The organism is Arthrobacter sp. TJ-254, from assembly GCF_058269175.1.
Genome location: NZ_JBZCNF010000004.1, coordinates 1 through 16,335 on the forward strand (window position 1 = coordinate 1; position 16,335 = coordinate 16,335).

The 16,335-nt window shown below is 66.2% G+C and carries 8 protein-coding genes and 1 rRNA gene; 1 reads left to right on the top strand and 8 read right to left on the bottom strand.

From position 1 onward, the window contains the following. From AC4D14_RS11515 to AC4D14_RS11530, 4 genes are all read right to left on the bottom strand, one after another. Positions 1-85, bottom strand: a 16S ribosomal RNA gene (locus AC4D14_RS11515); the annotation flags it as partial. Positions 86-522: 437 nt separating this feature from the next. Next, on the bottom strand, positions 523-4,230 hold the full coding sequence (gene glgB / locus AC4D14_RS11520; RefSeq protein ID WP_490902410.1) for a 1,4-alpha-glucan branching protein GlgB: 3,708 nt from the start codon (positions 4,228-4,230) through the stop codon (positions 523-525). Then, positions 4,230-5,996, bottom strand: a complete 1,767-nt coding sequence (treS, locus tag AC4D14_RS11525) for a maltose alpha-D-glucosyltransferase (RefSeq protein WP_490902412.1) — start codon at positions 5,994-5,996, stop codon at positions 4,230-4,232. The genes glgB and treS overlap by 1 nt, the downstream gene beginning before the upstream one ends. Then, complete coding sequence (locus AC4D14_RS11530; protein ID WP_490902413.1) at positions 5,996-8,035, bottom strand: alpha-1,4-glucan--maltose-1-phosphate maltosyltransferase; 2,040 nt, start codon at positions 8,033-8,035, stop codon at positions 5,996-5,998. The genes treS and AC4D14_RS11530 overlap by 1 nt, the downstream gene beginning before the upstream one ends. Positions 8,036-8,168: 133 nt before the next feature. Here AC4D14_RS11530 and glgP point away from each other — a divergent pair, with 133 nt between their 5' ends. Beyond that, positions 8,169-10,781 (top strand): alpha-glucan family phosphorylase, encoded by a 2,613-nt coding sequence (gene glgP, locus AC4D14_RS11535; RefSeq protein WP_490902414.1) that lies wholly within the window; start codon positions 8,169-8,171, stop codon positions 10,779-10,781. A 253-nt stretch (positions 10,782-11,034) separates the two neighbouring features. On the opposite strand, the gene AC4D14_RS11540 is transcribed toward glgP, so the two are convergent. The 4 genes from AC4D14_RS11540 to cysS form a co-directional block, all read right to left on the bottom strand. Continuing rightward, positions 11,035-11,478: a hypothetical protein gene (locus tag AC4D14_RS11540; protein WP_490902416.1), complete on the bottom strand. Its 444-nt coding sequence runs from the start codon at positions 11,476-11,478 to the stop codon at positions 11,035-11,037. Between the two features lie 206 nt (positions 11,479-11,684). Then, entirely contained in the window at positions 11,685-13,769 is a 2,085-nt protein-coding gene (gene glgX / locus AC4D14_RS11545; RefSeq protein WP_490902418.1) for a glycogen debranching protein GlgX, read from the bottom strand. 13 nt (positions 13,770-13,782) lie between these two features. Next, positions 13,783-14,763: a 23S rRNA (guanosine(2251)-2'-O)-methyltransferase RlmB gene (rlmB, locus tag AC4D14_RS11550; RefSeq protein WP_490902420.1), complete on the bottom strand. Its 981-nt coding sequence runs from the start codon at positions 14,761-14,763 to the stop codon at positions 13,783-13,785. A gap of 108 nt (positions 14,764-14,871) precedes the next feature. Continuing rightward, on the bottom strand, positions 14,872-16,317 hold the full coding sequence (gene cysS, locus AC4D14_RS11555) for a cysteine--tRNA ligase (RefSeq protein ID WP_490902421.1): 1,446 nt from the start codon (positions 16,315-16,317) through the stop codon (positions 14,872-14,874). Positions 16,318-16,335: the final 18 nt, after the last annotated feature.

A 16,335-nucleotide genomic window follows, 5' to 3' on the forward strand; every position in this document is an offset into this window, starting at 1 on the left:
TGCAAGCACCGGATCATCGTTCGACTTGCATGTGTTAAGCACGCCGCCAGCGTTCATCCTGAGCCAGGATCAAACTCTCCGTAAATGCATTACAGACACAACACAGGCCCCCGGGAAAACGGGAACCCCTGCTGCACAAAATTCGAAACCAGCCAAAAAAACCGGCCCACCACACACAAGGTGCGGCAAACCAGCCAATTCAACCAATCAAAAAACAATCGGTATCAACAAACTTGGCACACTATTGAGTTCTCAAACAACAGGCACTACCGGCACCACACAACCCGCAAAAACCAGGCCATCCTCGCTCCGGAGCAACTTCACAAGCCTACCCGCACCAGCCAGACTCTCCAAATCGGCCGACTCTCACCGTCTCCGCTGCTTCCAGCGGGAACCACGATCTACCGTTTGTGTGAGCGTCATCCGACCGGAATCATCGATCAGCGCGGATATAAACTCTAGCACCTCTGGGCCCGGGAAGTAAATCCCGCCGGGCCCTCTGCAGGGCCCGGCGTCCAAGTATTACGCCTTCGGAGCGAGGTAGAGGACTCCCAGGGGTGGCACCCTCAGGTCGGCGTAGGCCGGCTGGCCATTGTGGGCACCTTCAACGGCGGTCACGGTGCCCGGGTTTCCGACTCCCGAACCGCCGAACTGCTCGGCATCGGTGTTGATGACCTCGGTCCACTCCCCCGCCCAAGGCAGGCCGATCCGGAATCCCTCGTGGGGTCCGCCGGCGAAGTTCGCAACGCACACCAGGGGATTGCCCTGATGGTCCCATCGGATGAAGGACAGCGTGTTGCGTGCACCGTCGCTCTCGTCGATCCACTGGAATCCCGCCGGCTCGTTGTCCCGCACGTAGAGCGCGGGTGTCTGCCGGTAGACGGTGTTCAGCGACCGGACCAGTTCCTGGACCCCCCGGTGCGGCGGGGTGTCGCACAGCCACCAGTCGAGCCCGTGCTGCTCGGCCCACTCGGATTCCTGGGCAAACTCGGAACCCATGAAGATCAGCTGCTTACCCGGGTGCGCCCACTGGAACGCGAGGTAGGCACGCAGGTTGGCCAGCTGCTGCCAGCGGTCACCCGGCATCTTGCGCAGCAGCGAGCCTTTGCCGTGCACAACCTCATCGTGGCTGATGGGCAGCAGGAAGTTTTCGGTGTACGCATAGACCATCGAGAACGTGATCTTGCCATGGTGGTATGCGCGGTTGACCGGATCCTCGGCCATGTACTGGAGGCTGTCGTGCATCCAGCCCATGTTCCACTTCAGGCCGAAGCCAAGGCCGCCCGAGCTCGTGGCGCGGGTGACGCCGTCGAACGCGGTCGACTCTTCGGCGATCATGACGATTCCCGGCACCCGCTTGTACGCGGTGGCGTTGACCTCCTGGAGGAAGGAGATCGCCTCGAGGTTCTCGCGGCCGCCGAAGCGGTTGGGCCGCCACTGGCCCTCTTCGCGCGAGTAATCGAGGTACAGCATCGAGGCGACGGCGTCGACGCGCAGTCCGTCGATGTGGAATTCCTCGAGCCAGTACAGAGCGTTTGCGACAAGGAAGTTGCGCACCTCGCGCCGCCCGTAGTCGAAAATCAGGGTTCCCCAGTCCATGTGCTCCCCGAGCAGCGGGTCACCGTGCTCGTAGAGCGTCCCGCCGTCGAACTTGGCCAGGGCCCACTCGTCCTTCGGGAAGTGCGCGGGAACCCAGTCCATGATGACGCCGATGCCGGCCTGGTGGAGTTGGTCCACGAGGTACTTGAAGTCATCGGGATGGCCGAAGCGCGACGTCGGAGCGTAGTAAGAGGTGACCTGGTATCCCCAGGACCCGCCGAACGGGTGCTCCGCGACCGGCATGAGTTCAACGTGGGTGAATCCCTGCCATTTCACGTACTCGACGAGCTGTTCGGCCAGTTCCCGGTAGCTCAGCCCCACGCGCCATGAGCCGAGGTGAACCTCGTATACGCTCATCGGCCCGTTGTGCGGGTCGGTCGCGGCGCGCTTCTGCATCCAGTCGTCGTCCTCGAAGACGTAGCGGGATTCGACGACGCGCGAACCGGTCAACGGCGGCACCTCGGTGCCGCGGGCCATGGGATCGGCCTTTTCGCGCCAGTGGCCGTCGCTGCCGAGGATTTCATACTTGTAGCAGGCTCCGGCCTGGGCGCCGGGGATGAAGATTTCCCACACACCGGAGCTGCCGAGGGCGCGCATGGCGTTGATGGTGCCGTCCCAGCCGTTGAAGTCGGCCTTGACGCGAACTGCGCGTGCGCTGGGGGCCCAGACGGCGAAGGAGACGCCGTCGATCGCTCCGAGCACCGACGAGTAGTGGCGGACGTGCGCGCCCAGGGCGGTCCACAGCGTCTCGTGCCTGCCTTCGGCAATGAGGTGGATGTCGATTTCACCGAGGGTGGGAAGGAAACGGTAAGGGTCGTCGACCAGCTCGGGTTCACCGCCGTAGGCAACCTCGAGCCGGTAGTCGGGAACGTGCCCGGGGTTCTCGGCCGGCAGCGTGCCGACCCAGATGCCGTTGTGCTCGTGATCAAGCTCCACCCGGCCCTGGCCGGTGACGACGGTGACGGAGCTCGCCAGCCGCCGGAGCGTCCGGATGGTGACGAGGCCCGAAGCGTCGAGGTGGGCACCCAGCACCGCGTGCGGCTGGTGGTGGACTCCTTCCGAAACCTGCTGGAGCAGCTCGCGGGAGACCTGGACGGGGCCGGTGCTCGCGGCGGGAACCTTCGGTGACTTGGCTGCCGGCCGGACGGTTGCCGCCTGCCCGCCCGGGAGGGCGTCAGCGCCGCCGGCTGCAACAACGGCAACCGGTTCGGCTGCTGTTTCCGCTGCTCCGGACGCGGAAAGCGCCTTCAGGGCGCGCCGGACGTCGCGTGCCGGCAGTTCCACCCAGTCGGGCCGGTTGCGCAGGTCGTAAACCACCTCATAGAGGGCCTTGTCCAGCCACAGCGCCTGGAACAGGGTCGACGTCGTATCGACCGGGGTTCCGGCTTCCGCAGCGTATCCCTCAAGGAATGCCGTGCGGGCATCGTCGGCCCACTGGTCGCCTACGCGGGCCTCTTTGGAACCCTCAGCTGAGGCGCCCCGTGACGCGGCAGCGTATTCGAACGAGCGCACCATGCCCACGACGTCGCGCACCGCGACGTCTGGCACGCTGCGCTCGGCGGTGGGGCGCAGCGGCTCCCCTTCAAAATCGAGGACAACCCAAGACCCGTCGGGCGCCCGCAGCACCTGACCGAGGTGGAGGTCCGAGTGGATGCGCTGCAGGTCCGGAAGGCTTGGGATCGAACGGACGCGCTTGACGATCGCTGCGATCTCGGCGTCGAACGAACCAAGGGTGGCCGATGCCTCATGCCACGCCCAGGTGATCCGTCGAACGATGGATTCCTTGAACTCCGCCGCCTCATCCTCGGTTGCCGCGCGGCTGCCGAAGGCGGAGCGGAGCTGGGCGTGGATGCGGCCGACAACGCGGCCCAGTTCCCGGGCCTCGCTGCTGAAGGAGGTGCCTTCGGAGGCCGCGAGGAACGCGACCCGCCAAGCATCGGTGCTGTCTTCGACGAAGTCGCGCAGCACGCTCAGGTGGCCGGTGACGTGGGTTCCGGGAGCCGCGTGGGCTTCCTGCCACTCTCCGGTCACCCACCCGTAGGTCGCCGGGACGTCGGTTGAACCGGCCTCGGTGAGCCGGGCGCTGATCTGTACGTCGGGGCTCTCGCCCGCGGCCAGGACGCGGAAGAATTTGACGATCATCGAACCGGCACCGGCCCCTACGACGACGGAGGTGTTCGACTGTTCCCCCTGCAGCACGCGGACCGCAGGCGGCGCAGCCGCGTCGTCGGCGGGGAGGGAATCGAGCGAGACTCCGTGGATCCGCCCGTCGGCACTGGATGAATTCGAGCGGATCAACTGCAGCCAGGCGCCGATGAACGCTGGATCATGGGTGGCGTCGTAGACCCACCGCGATCCGAGGTCCGGGTGGTCGACCTGTCCAACGAGGCCGGACGCGGCCCCCGGCAGCGGCACCGACCGGTAGCTCAACGGCACGCTGACGACGTCGGTGCGGCGCCCGGATTCGACAGCGAGCAGGTGGACCTCAAGCGCCGCCTCGCCCGTCGGGTCCTCCAGGACGCTGCCGCCCACAACCGTCAGGGAGACGTTCTTCCCCTTCGCCGGGAACCAGCGCTGGTTTGGGAGCCACTCGTTGAGGATTTCTGGGATGAAGGGCGTGTGGTTTCCCATTATCTAATTGCCTCCGAAATAGGTATCACGGGCAGTGCTTCGGTGTGGGGGGACGCGGAATTCGAGCTGGCCGAACGCAGGCGGAGCCAGAAGAAGTCGTGGCTCCCCAGGGTCAGCGTGATGTTTCCGTCCTCGCCGAAGGCCGGGAAGGGTGTGCCGCCGAACAGGTCGCGCAGGCCCCTGCCCGCGTACTGGGGAAGGTGCATGTTCGCCGCGACCGGGTGCTGGGAAAGGTTGAAGATGCACAGCACTACTTCGGGGCGCTCACCTTCCGAGTTTCCCTCGGGGACCTCGCGAAGGAACGCGAGGACGGACTCGGACTCGGTGGCCACATTGCGGTAGTCGCCAAGGCCGAAGGCCGGGTGGGCCCGGCGCACGGCGAGCATCTGGCGCATCCAGTGGAGCAGCGAGCTCGAGGTGGCGAGCTGCGCTTCAACGTTCACGTGGTTGTAGTGATAGACCAGCGACTGGACGACCGGCAGGTAGAGCTTGCCCGGGTCCGCCGTGGAGAACCCGGCGTTGCGGTCGGGGTTCCACTGCATTGGCGTCCGCGACGCATCGCGATCCTCGAGCCAGATGTTGTCGCCCATCCCGATCTCGTCCCCGTAGTAGAGGAACGGGCTTCCGGGGAGGGAGAGCAGGAGCGCATGGATCAGTTCCACCTCGGCGCGTGAATTATCCAGCAGCGGCGAGAGGCGCCGGCGGATGCCGACGTTCGCGCGCATCCGCGAATCGGGGGCGTACCAGCCAAGCATCGCCTCGCGTTCCTCATTGGTCACCATTTCGAGGGTCAGCTCGTCGTGGTTGCGCAGGAACGTTCCCCATTGGGCGCCGTTGGGGATCTGCGGTGTTTCGTTCATGGTCTCGATGATCGGTGCGGCCTTCTGGTCACGCAGGGCGTAGAAGAGCCGGGGCATGATCGGGAAGTGGAACGCCATGTGGCACTCCGGGCCGTCCTCGTCGCCGAAGTATTCGACAACCTCCTCGGGCATCTGGTTCGCCTCGGCGATGATGACCCGGCCCGGGTAGTTCTCGTCGACCATTGCGCGGAGGTCCTTGAGGAACTCGTGCGTCTTGGGCAGGTTCTCGCAGTTGGTCCCCTCCTCTTCGAAGAGGTAGGGAATTGCGTCAGCGCGGAAGCCGTCGATTCCCTGGTCCAGCCAGAACCGGACCACGTTGAAGAGCGCCTCGACCACCTTGGGGTTCTCGAAGTTCAGGTCAGGCTGGTGGCTGAAGAACCGGTGCCAGAAGAACTGGCGGCGCACCGGGTCGAAGGTCCAGTTGGATTCCTCGGTGTCAACGAAGATGATGCGGGCGTCTTCGTATTTCTCGTCGGTGTCGCTCCATACGTAGAAGTCGCCGTACGGGCCCTCGGGGTCCCTGCGGGATTCCTGGAACCAGTGGTGCTGGTCGGAGGTGTGGTTCAGGGGCAGGTCGATGATGACCCGGACACCGCGTGCGTGCGCTTCGGCCACAAGGCGCTTGAAGTCGCTGATCGTACCGAACTCGTCGAGGACATCGTAGTAGTCGGCGATGTCGTACCCGCCGTCGCGCAGCGGTGACTTGAAGAACGGCGGCAGCCACAGGCAGTCGATGCCGAGCCACTGCAGGTAGTCGAGCTTTTCAATGAGTCCCGAGAAATCTCCCGACCCGTCCCCGTTGGCGTCCGCAAACCCACGGACCAGAACTTCGTAGAACACCGCCTTGCGGTACCAGTGGGGGTCGTGCGCGAGACCAGGCGCATTGAGTTGGAAGGGGTTGGGCACTAGTGCTGCCTCCTGACAGAAAGGATGTGTGCCGGCTCAACATGGGCGTCCAGCCTGACGTAGTTATGTTCTCCCCAGTTCCAGCTTGAGCCGGAGATGAGGTCATCGACCCTGAACGTGCCGTCCTCGTTACGGTCGGCCGCGTCGATTGACAAGGCGGAAAGGTCGAGGGAGACGGTGGACTCCCTGGCGCTGTGCGGGTCGAGGTTGACCACGACGATGATCGTGTCTTTCCCCTCATCGGTTTCCTTGTGCTTGGAGAATACGACCGTTGCCGCGTCGGTGCTGGAGTGGATCGTAAGGTTCTCGAGGTCCCCCAGCGCCGGGTGCGCCCGCCGGATGGCATTGAGGCGCGTGAGGTATGGCGCGAGCGACCTGCCTTCAGCTTCGGCCGCCGCGTAGTCCCGCGGCCGGTACTCGAACTTCTCGTTGTCGATGTACTCCTCGGCACCAGGGCGTGCGACGTGCTCGAAGAGTTCGTAGCCGGAGTAGACGCCCCACAGGGGGCTGCCCATCGAGGCGAGGACCGCCCGGATCTTGAAGGCCGCCGGGCCCCCGAACTGCAGGTATTCGGTGAGGATATCCGGCGTGTTGACGAAGAAGTTCGGCCTGAAGTACGGCGCCGAGACCTTGCTGATCTCGGTGAAGTATTCCTCGATCTCGGTCTTCGTGTTGCGCCAGGTGAAATAGGTGTAGGACTGCTGGAATCCGGCCCGGCCGAGGGCGTGCATCATCGCCGGCCGGGTGAAGGCCTCGGCGAGGAAGACGGCGTCGGGGTGCCTGCGGTTGACCTCGGCGATCAGCCATTCCCAGAACTGCACGGGTTTCGTGTGGGGGTTGTCGACCCGGAAGATCTTCACGCCGTGGTCGATCCACATCAGCACGATCCGCAGGATTTCCTGCGAAAGACCCTTCGGGTCATTGTCGAAGTTGATCGGGTAGATGTCCTGGTACTTCTTCGGCGGGTTTTCGGCGTAGGCGATCGACCCATCGACCCGCGTGGTGAACCATTCCGGGTGCGAGGTGACCCACGGGTGGTCCGGTGACGCCTGGAGGGCGAAGTCGAGCGCCACCTCGAGGTTCAGTTCCTGCGCACGCGCAACGAACGCGTCGAAGTCGTCGAAAGTGCCGAGGTCCGGGTGGATGGCGTCGTGCCCGCCGTCCTCGGAACCGATCGCCCACGGCGACCCGGGATCCCCGGGGCGTGCGGTCAGCGTGTTGTTCGGGCCCTTGCGGTGCGTCTTCCCGATCGGGTGGATGGGCGGGAGGTAGACGACGTCGAAGCCCATGTCGGCGACCGCATCGAGGCGCTTGGCCGCGGTGCGGAAGTTGCCCGACGTCCACGACCCGGTTTCGGGGTGGTACACCGCACCCTCGGAGCGGGGGAAGAATTCGTACCAGGATCCACGCCCGGCACGTTCGCGCTCAACGAGGATGGGGTACGGCTGGGAGGCGGTGACCAGGTCGCGCAGCGGCTTGCGCCGGATTGCATCAAGGACGTCGGCGGTGCTTCCGGCGGCGAGCCGCTCCTCGACACTGCGTGAGCTATCGGCAAGCGTGGCGGCGGCGCGGCGGAACACTGCTGCATCGCGGGAGGTCCTGCCCTGGGTTGCCCGGGTGAACAGCGCTGCGCCCTCGGCGAGCATCAGTTCGACGTCGACTCCCGCGGCAATCTTCACTGTCGCGTCGTGCTCCCAGGTCCCGTAGAGGTCCGACCAGCCCTCGATGGTAAAGGTGTGGAGCCCCTCAACCCGGGGGCGCAGCATGCCCCGCCACCGGTCGAGGCCGGCGCCGACCGGTTCAAGGCGGATGCGCTGCACCTCCTTGCCGCGGGGGTCGTAAAGCACAGCCGAGACGCCGAGCTGGTCGTGGCCTTCACGGAAGACTGTCGCTCCAATGACGATGTCCGAACCCGGCACGGCCTTCGCGGGAAATTTCCCGTCTTCGATCACCGGGCTGACCGCGGTGATGGGGATGCGGCCGAAGCGTAGTCCGTCAGCGTACGTACCGGGGGAAGTTTGCTCGCTAGATAAGGTCACTCACAGCACGTTAGCGAGAAAAAGTTGGAAATGCTAAGGGAGCTTTGCGTAACATCGCGATATTTTGCCCTTTTACGCAAGCGGTTACCTTCTTGGCTCCCTTGCCGAAGACAAGTGCGCTAGCGTAACCCGAGTGAAGGCAATCCGTAGATTTACAGTCCGAACCGTCCTCCCCGAAAGCATTGCGCCATTGGCCAAGCTCGCGGGCAACCTGCGCTGGTCGTGGCACCTGCCCACCTCGCGCCTTTTCGAGGACATCGACCCCGCCGCGTGGGAGGCAAGCGACCGCGATCCGGTGACGTTCCTCGGCTCGGTGACGCGGGAGCAGCTCCAGCAGCTCGCGGCTAACGAGGACCTCGTGCAGCGCATCCAGGAGCTGGGAGCCGACCTCGACTCCTATCTTAATGAGCCCCGCTGGTACCAGTCCCTCGGTGACGACGCCCCCCGCTCCATTGCCTACTTCTCCCCCGAGTACGGCATCAGCGCGGTCCTGCCCCAGTACTCGGGCGGTCTCGGCATCCTCGCCGGCGACCACCTCAAGGCTGCATCGGACCTCGGCGTGCCCCTGATCGGCGTCGGACTGCTCTACCAGGCCGGCTACTTTATGCAGTCCCTCTCCCGCGACGCATGGCAGCAGGAGACCTACCCGGTGCTTGATCCCGACGGCCTTCCCCTGACGATGGTGCGCGAAGACGACGGCACCCCGGCGAAGGTTGTCCTGCCGCTGCCCAACGGGCGCAAGCTCTCCGCCCACATCTGGCGCGCCGACGTCGGCCGGGTGCCCCTGCTGCTGCTCGACTCGAACGTCCCCGGCAATGACGAAGCGGCCCGCAACGTCACCGACCGCCTTTACGGCGGAGGCGGAGACCAGCGCCTCCAGCAGGAGCTCCTGCTCGGGATGGGCGGCGTCAAGGCTCTCCGCATTTTCGAGCGGCTGACCGGCACCCCCGCGCCCGAGGTGTTCCACACCAACGAGGGCCACGCGGGTTTCCTCGGCATCGAACGCATCCGCGAACTGATGGATTCCTCCAACGACATCCCCATGAGCTGGGAGGAGGCGCTGACCGCGGGACGCGCCTCGACGGTCTTCACGACGCACACCCCGGTTCCCGCAGGAATCGACCGCTTCGAGCGCGCCCAGATCGAGTACTTCTTCAACGCTGGGCTCGCGCCGTCGGTCCCTACGGACAAGGTGCTGGCCCTTGGCGCGGAGAACTACGAGGGCGGCGACCCGACGAAGTTCAACATGGCGGTCATGGGCCTTCGGCTCGCCCAGCGTGCCAACGGCGTTTCGAAGCTCCACGGCGAGGTGTCCCGCGGCATGTTCTCGGGGCTGTGGCCGGGCTTCGACACCCGCGAGGTTCCGATCACTTCGGTCACCAACGGCGTTCACGTCCCGACCTGGGTTGACCCGCTGATCGCGGACTTCGCACGGGAGAACTTTGGGGCAGAGTCGATCCTCGACCCGCAGTGGGCGCGTGTTTACGACGTCGCGGACACGGACATCTGGGCGCTGCGCCGGAGCCTGCGCTCCAACCTCGTAGACGACGTCCGGGAGCGCCTGCGGTCCTCCTGGAAGAAGCGCGGCGCAGCCGATGCCGAACTCGCCTGGACCAACACGGTCCTCGACCCGGACGTGCTGACAATCGGCTTTGCCCGGCGCGTTCCGACCTATAAGCGCCTTACCCTCATGCTCCGCGACCCAGCACGGCTGAAGGCGCTCCTGCTCCACCCGGAGCATCCGATCCAGTTGGTTGTGGCCGGCAAGTCACACCCGGCGGATGAGCAGGGCAAGCGCATGATCCAGGACCTCGTTCGCTTCACCGACGATCCGGAGGTGCGCCACCGCATCGTGTTCCTGCCCAACTACGACATCGGGATGGCGCGGACCCTGTTCCCGGGCTGCGATGTGTGGCTCAACAACCCGTTGCGTCCACTTGAGGCGTGCGGCACATCGGGCATGAAGGCGGCAATCAACGGCGGCCTCAACCTTTCGGTCCTCGATGGCTGGTGGGACGAGATGTACGACGGCGACAACGGCTGGTCAATTCCCACGGCCAACAATGGGGCAACCGCCGAGGAAAGGGACGACATCGAGGCCGCGGCCCTCTACGACCTGCTCGAAACCCAGGTGGGACCGCGCTTCTACGGCTCGGTCTCCGCGGTCGGGGCGGGCTCCGCAGGCCCGTCGGAGCCATCGCACGACGGCGTCCCCCACCAGTGGATCGCCATGATCAAGCACACCATGGCGACCCTGGGTCCTGCGGTTTCCGCCGAGCGGATGATCCAGGACTATGTGGGCCTGCTGTACCAGCCGGCCTGGCGCTCGGGACGGGATGCAATGAGCGACGGTTTCGCCCAGGCCAGGCGCACCGCCGCGTGGCGCACCCGCATCCAGGGCGGCTGGCCGGCCGTCCAGGTCGAGCACGTCGATTCACTCGGTGTGTCGGAGGATCCGCAGATCGGCGACAGCCTCACCGTCAACGCGTACGTGGCCCTTGGGAACCTCGACCCCGCCGACGTTTCGGTTGAGGTCGCCTACGGCAGGGCATCGAGCACCGATGAACTCAGCGACGTCGCCCTCGCGGAACTGAACGTTGCGGAGAACCTCGGCAGCGGCCGCTACCTGTTCACCGGGGAAACCCGCATCGACCACTCAGGCTCGTTCGGCTACACCGTGCGCGTGCTGCCGCGCCACGTGACGCTCGCCTCGAAGGCCGAGCTCGGACTGGTGGTCAACGCCTAGCACCCCGGGGCTGGCTTTCGGCCCCGCGTTTCCGCACTGTGGACCGGTTCCCCGACGGGAGCCGGTCCACAGTGCTTTCCAAGGGTGGGGCGGGCGGCACGGAGCGCCTGGGCCACCCCCTTCTGCCCACCGGACCTGCGCCGTCGGTGGGCATGTCCGGATATGCCCATTGACCGGCAGGTTTCAGTGGGCGGAAGTCCCGCGGACCCGTTCGCTGGGCAGCAGCGATTCAGCACGCCCGCGTGGGGAACGCCTAAAGGGCCGATACTGCGTTCTCAAGCTCGGAAACCGGGCCCGCAAGTTCAACTGATCCCTCAGACGTCGAAAGTTCAACAACCCGCCAGGTGGGCCCCATCCGGAAAATGCCCTCGGTTACCGTGATATCGCGCTCGCGGCCGACGGAATCCACCCTCAGCGTCAACAGCTCGCCCTCGTCGCCCCCGCTCACCCGTCCCCGCGGTTGAAAGTCGAGCCGGCCGCTCGCACCAGTCGCAAGACCCGGCTTCCAGGTGCGGGGCACGCCGGAAACTCCTCCGCTCCGGGCGCGCAGGAGGCACTCGACCTGGTTCTGGACAGCGCGGCGACGCCGCTGGATATTCGACTGGCGGAGGCCTTCCGACAGCAGGACCCCGGCCACTGCCGCGGTCGGCCAGCTCAACAGCTCATGGGTCCACGGCTTGCCTGCGAGGACATACATGCTCAGAATGGCGGCAAGGCAAACAGCACCTTTGACGCTGACGGCGATGAGTGTATTACGGCAGGGCATAAGGCACCCTACGCCCGCATCCTGCCCTATGGGGAGATCCCGTCACTGGGCATATCCGGACATGCTCACCGACCGGGCGGAGCCGGTGGGCAGGAGCGTGCCGCGGGAATGAGCGGTGGGCGGGTGGGGCCGGGACGTCAGCAGCGGTAGACGACGACCGAGTTCGCTGTGGCACGGTCGAACTCCCCGGATGAGATCCGGGCGCCCCTGCGCCTGCGCCGGGGATCCGCGGAGTCGAAGGCGAGTTCGAAGGACGACGGCCTGGCGTCCTCGATGCCCTGTCCCCGAAGGATCCAGGCCGCCGGGAGGTGGATTTCCTGATCGGAGAGGGATCCGTTGATCACGATCAGGGTCCGCCCGCCGCCTTCGGGAGCGCTCAGCAGGAGCTGCACGGTTCGGGTCTCGGAATCGTGCCAGTCCTCCGGCGTCATCGGCACCCCGGACGCGTTGAACCACAGCAGCGCCGAACTTCCCACCCGGCCAGGAAAGAGCGGGGGCTGGCTGGCGAGGCAGGCCCGCCGGATGGCCAGGAGGTCGCGGGTTGCCCCAAGCATGCGGGAGGCCGCGGCATCGCGGGACCAGTGAACCCAGGCCAGCTCGTTGTCTTGGCAGTAGGCGTTGTTGTTGCCGCGCTGGGTGCGGCCCAGTTCGTCGCCGGCCGTGATCATCGGAACGCCGACCGAGAGCACGAGCGCAGCCATCAGGTTCCGTGCTGTCTGCTCCCGGGCCGCTACGATGCCCTCATTCTCGGTGCGGCCCTCGGCGCCGTGGTTGTAGCTGCGGTTGTCGTTCGAACCGTCGCGGTTCTCCTCGCCGTTCGCTTCGTTGTGCTTGCGCTCGTACGAGGTGAGATCCGCCAGGGTGAACCCGTCATGTGCAGTGACGAAATTAATCGAGGCAAGGGGTGTGCGCCCGGAGTGTTCGAACATCTCCGCGGACCCCGCAAGGCTGCGGGCAAGCCGCGCGGCCGAACCGGCCTGTCCGCCGGAGCGGAGCGACTCCTGGTCGCGGAGCCAGAAGTCCCGCATTGTGTCGCGGAAGTTGTCGTTCCAGTCGGCCCAGCCGTGCGGGAACTGCCCGGTCTGCCAGCCGCCCAGTCCGAGGTCCCAGGGTTCGGCGATGAGTTTGGTTCCCCGGAGCGCCGCCGAGGCTCCGACGGCGACGAGGAAGGGGTGGCGCGGCGTGAAGTTGTTGTGCTCGTCGCGGGCAAGGGTGACGGCGAGGTCGAAGCGGAAGCCGTCGATGTGGAATTCCTCGACCCAGTACCGCAGCGAATCCAGGGCGAACTGGATGACCTTCGGCTGCGAAAAATTCAGCGAGTTGCCGACGCCCGTGGTGTCCAGGTACCTGCCGGCGTCGTCGTGCCTGTAGTACTCAGCATCGCCGAGGCCGCGCCAGCACAGGGCAGGGCGGTCCTTCCCCCCTTCGGCCGTGTGGTTGTAGACGACGTCGAGCAGCACCTCAAGGCCAGCCTCGTGGAGGCGCTTCACCGTTGTCTTGAGTTCGGCGATCACGGCAGCGGGGCCGGCGGCCCGGGCAGCGGCGGTGGCGTAGGCGGCGTGCGGCGCGAAGAACCCGAGGGTGTTGTACCCCCAGTAATTGGAAAGGCCCAGCGGTTCGAGGTGCGGCTCGTCGATGAAGAACTGGATGGGCAGCAGCTCTACGGCGGTGATCCCCAGCCCGAGCAGGTGCTCGATCATGGCGGGGTGGGCAAGGCCGGCGTACGTGCCACGCAGTTCCTCGGGGACGTCGGGGTGGAGCTTGGTGAGGCCCTTCACGTGGGCCTCGTAGATGACGGTGTCGCGCCACGGGGTTGCCGGCCGGGATGATGCGCCCCAGTCGAAAGACTCCTCGACGTAGACCGACCAGTAGACGGCCCGCTCCGAGGTGCCCACCGGCTCCTGCGTCTCGACGGCCCGGGCGTACGGATCAAGGAGCAGCTGCCCGTCCTCCGGCAGCGCCTTCCCTGTGGGCCAGAACCCATACCGGGTGGTGTCCGGAAGCGGGCCGACGACGCCGTGGTGCACTCCCCCGTCGAGCCCTGGCAGCGTCTCGCGTGTCCAGCGCCCATCCTCCAGTTGGAAGTGAACATCAATCGAGGAGACGGCCGGGGCCCAGACGGCGGCGTTGACGTGCCCGTCGACGGCCCACCGGCTCTTCAGCCGGTGAAGGCCGAGCGGAAACTCACGCGAGGCCGCATTGACCGGCAGGGAGAGACTCATGGCTGGCGGAGGATCAGGCCGAACGCTGGCGGGAAATCTCGTAAAGGCTGATTCCCACCGCCATCGACGCGTTGAGCGACTCCATTGCGGAATCGATGGGGATCGAGACGATCTGGTCGCAGTTCTCACGGACGAGCCGGGACAGGCCCTTGCCCTCCGAGCCCACAACCAGGCATACCGGATCTTTCCCGAGGGTCAGTTCAGGAAGGGAGATGTCGCCGTCGCCATCGAGGCCGAGCACGAAGATGCCCATGTCCTTGAAGGATTTCAGCGCCGAGTTGAGGTTGCCGACCCGGGCGACGGGCACCCGCACCGCAGCACCGGCGCTTGTCTTCCACGCCGACGCGGTGACGCCGACCGAGCGGCGTTCGGGGACAACGACGCCGTGCGCGCTGAAGGCCGACGCCGAACGGATGATTGCACCAAGGTTGCGGGGGTCGGTGATGCCGTCGAGCGCAATGAACAGCGGGGCGTTGGAGATGTGCCCGCGCTTGAACTTGTCGATCGTTTCGGCGACGAGGTCGATGGCGTCGGCGTACTCATAGGGCGGGATCTGCAGCATGAGGCCCTGGTGCACCGCACCCTCGGTCATGCGGTCAAGTTCAGGCTTGCCGGTCTCCATGACGGGGACGCCGCGTTCGGTGGCGAGCTTGAGCGCCTCGCGTACGCGGTCGTCCATCTCCACGCGGATCGCGACGTGGAGGGCTTTGGCGGGGATTCCGGCACGCAGAGCCTCAACCACAGAGTTGCGGCCGGTGACGATTTCCTCCGTGGCCTTGCCCTTGCGGCCCGAACCGGCGTTCTTGCCGCCGGCCCGCTTGGCGGCGGAGCGCTCGGCCAGCTCCTTGCTCTTGTACGCCTTGTGGTAGGGGCGGTCCTCCGCCTTCGGGGTGGGCCCCCTGCCTTCAAGGGCCTTGCGTCCGTGCCCGCCGGTGCCTGTGGTGGGGCCCTTTTTCAACTTGCGCACCGCGCCTGGACGTCCGTGACTGGCCATGGGGAAACACCTTCGAATAGAGGAAAAGTCACCTCCAGTTTACGCGGACGACGCCCGCCGGCATTCCCGCGCGCGAATCCGCCCGCTCAGCGGGCCTCGAAGTCCACCTCAGCGGCCCGCGAGACTCCATTCCGCGCCATCTACGGAGTCCTCAACGAGGATGCCCGCGCTGGCGAGTGCGTCGCGGATGGCATCGGCACGCGCCCAGTCCTTCGCGGCACGGGCGGCTGCGCGGTCGCGCAGCTGGGACCGGATGAGCGAGTCAAGGGCAGCGGTCTGCTGTCCGTCCGCGGGGCCGACGGCGTCCGTTGCGTCATTGAGCCCGAGCACCTCGACCATCGCGGCAACCGCGGCCTGGGCGGTGCGGGCCCCGTCCGGATCACCGGCCGCAAGCGCGGTGTTGCCGGCCCGCACAGTCTCGTGGAGGACTCCGAGCGCCTGGGGGATATTGAGGTCGTCATCCATCGCAGCGCCGAAGGCGTCCGGAAGGTTCGCGGGCTCCGGCGCCGCGGATCCGAAGCGGGCCTCGGCCTTTGCCAGGAAGCCGTCAATGCGCTCGACGGCGGAAGCCGCCTCGTCAAGGGAGGACGGCCGGTAGTCAAGGACCGAACGGTAGTGGGCCTGCCCCAGGTAGTACCGCACGACGCGGGGCCGGGCGACGGCCAGCATTTCCTCGGGGCTGACTGTGTTGCCGATGGACTTAGACATCTTGTCGCCCTCGTAGGTGACGAGGCCGTTGTGCATCCAGTACTGGGCGTAGCCGCGCTTGACCGCGTGTGCCTGTGCCATCTCGTTTTCGTGGTGCGGGAAGCGCAGGTCGAGCCCGCCGCCGTGGATGTCGAACCGCGGTCCGAGGTACTTGTTGGTCATCGCGCAGCATTCGGTGTGCCAGCCGGGGCGCCCAGCGCCCCAGGGGCTCGGCCAGGACGAGGAGGCGGGGTCGGTGTCCTTGTGGCCCTTCCACAGCGCGAAGTCGCGCGGGTCGCGCTTGCCGCGGGGGTCGGCGTCGGTTGCGGCCTGCATGTCGTCGATGTTCTGGTGGGTGAGGGAGCCGTACTCCGGCCAGGAGCGGACGTCGAAGTACACATCCCCGGATCCGTCCGGGGCGGGATACGCATAACCGGCGTCGATGAGTTCCTGGATGAGCGCCTGCATCTCCGGGATGTGGCCCGTCGCGCGCGGCTCATACGTTGGGCGGCGCACCCCAAGGGTGTCGTAGGCCTTGTTGAATTCAAGCTCATAGCGGTAGGCGAGCGCCCACCACTCCTCGTTCGGTATGCCGCCCGGCGCCGGTTCGGCGCCGTCGAAGGAAGCCTTCGACTTTTCGAGGATCTTGTCGTCGATGTCGGTGACGTTCCGGACTGAGGTAACCCGGAAACCGCGGGCCTCGAGCCACCGGGTCAGCTGGTCAAAGACAATGGCGGAGCGGACGTGGCCCACGTGCGGCATCCCCTGAACCGTCGCACCGCAGTAGTAAAGGCTGACGGCCCCCGGAGTCAGGGGGACGAAGTCCCGTACCTCGGCAGTGGCGGTGTCATAGAATCTCAGGCTCACTGCTCCAGATTAGCCGAA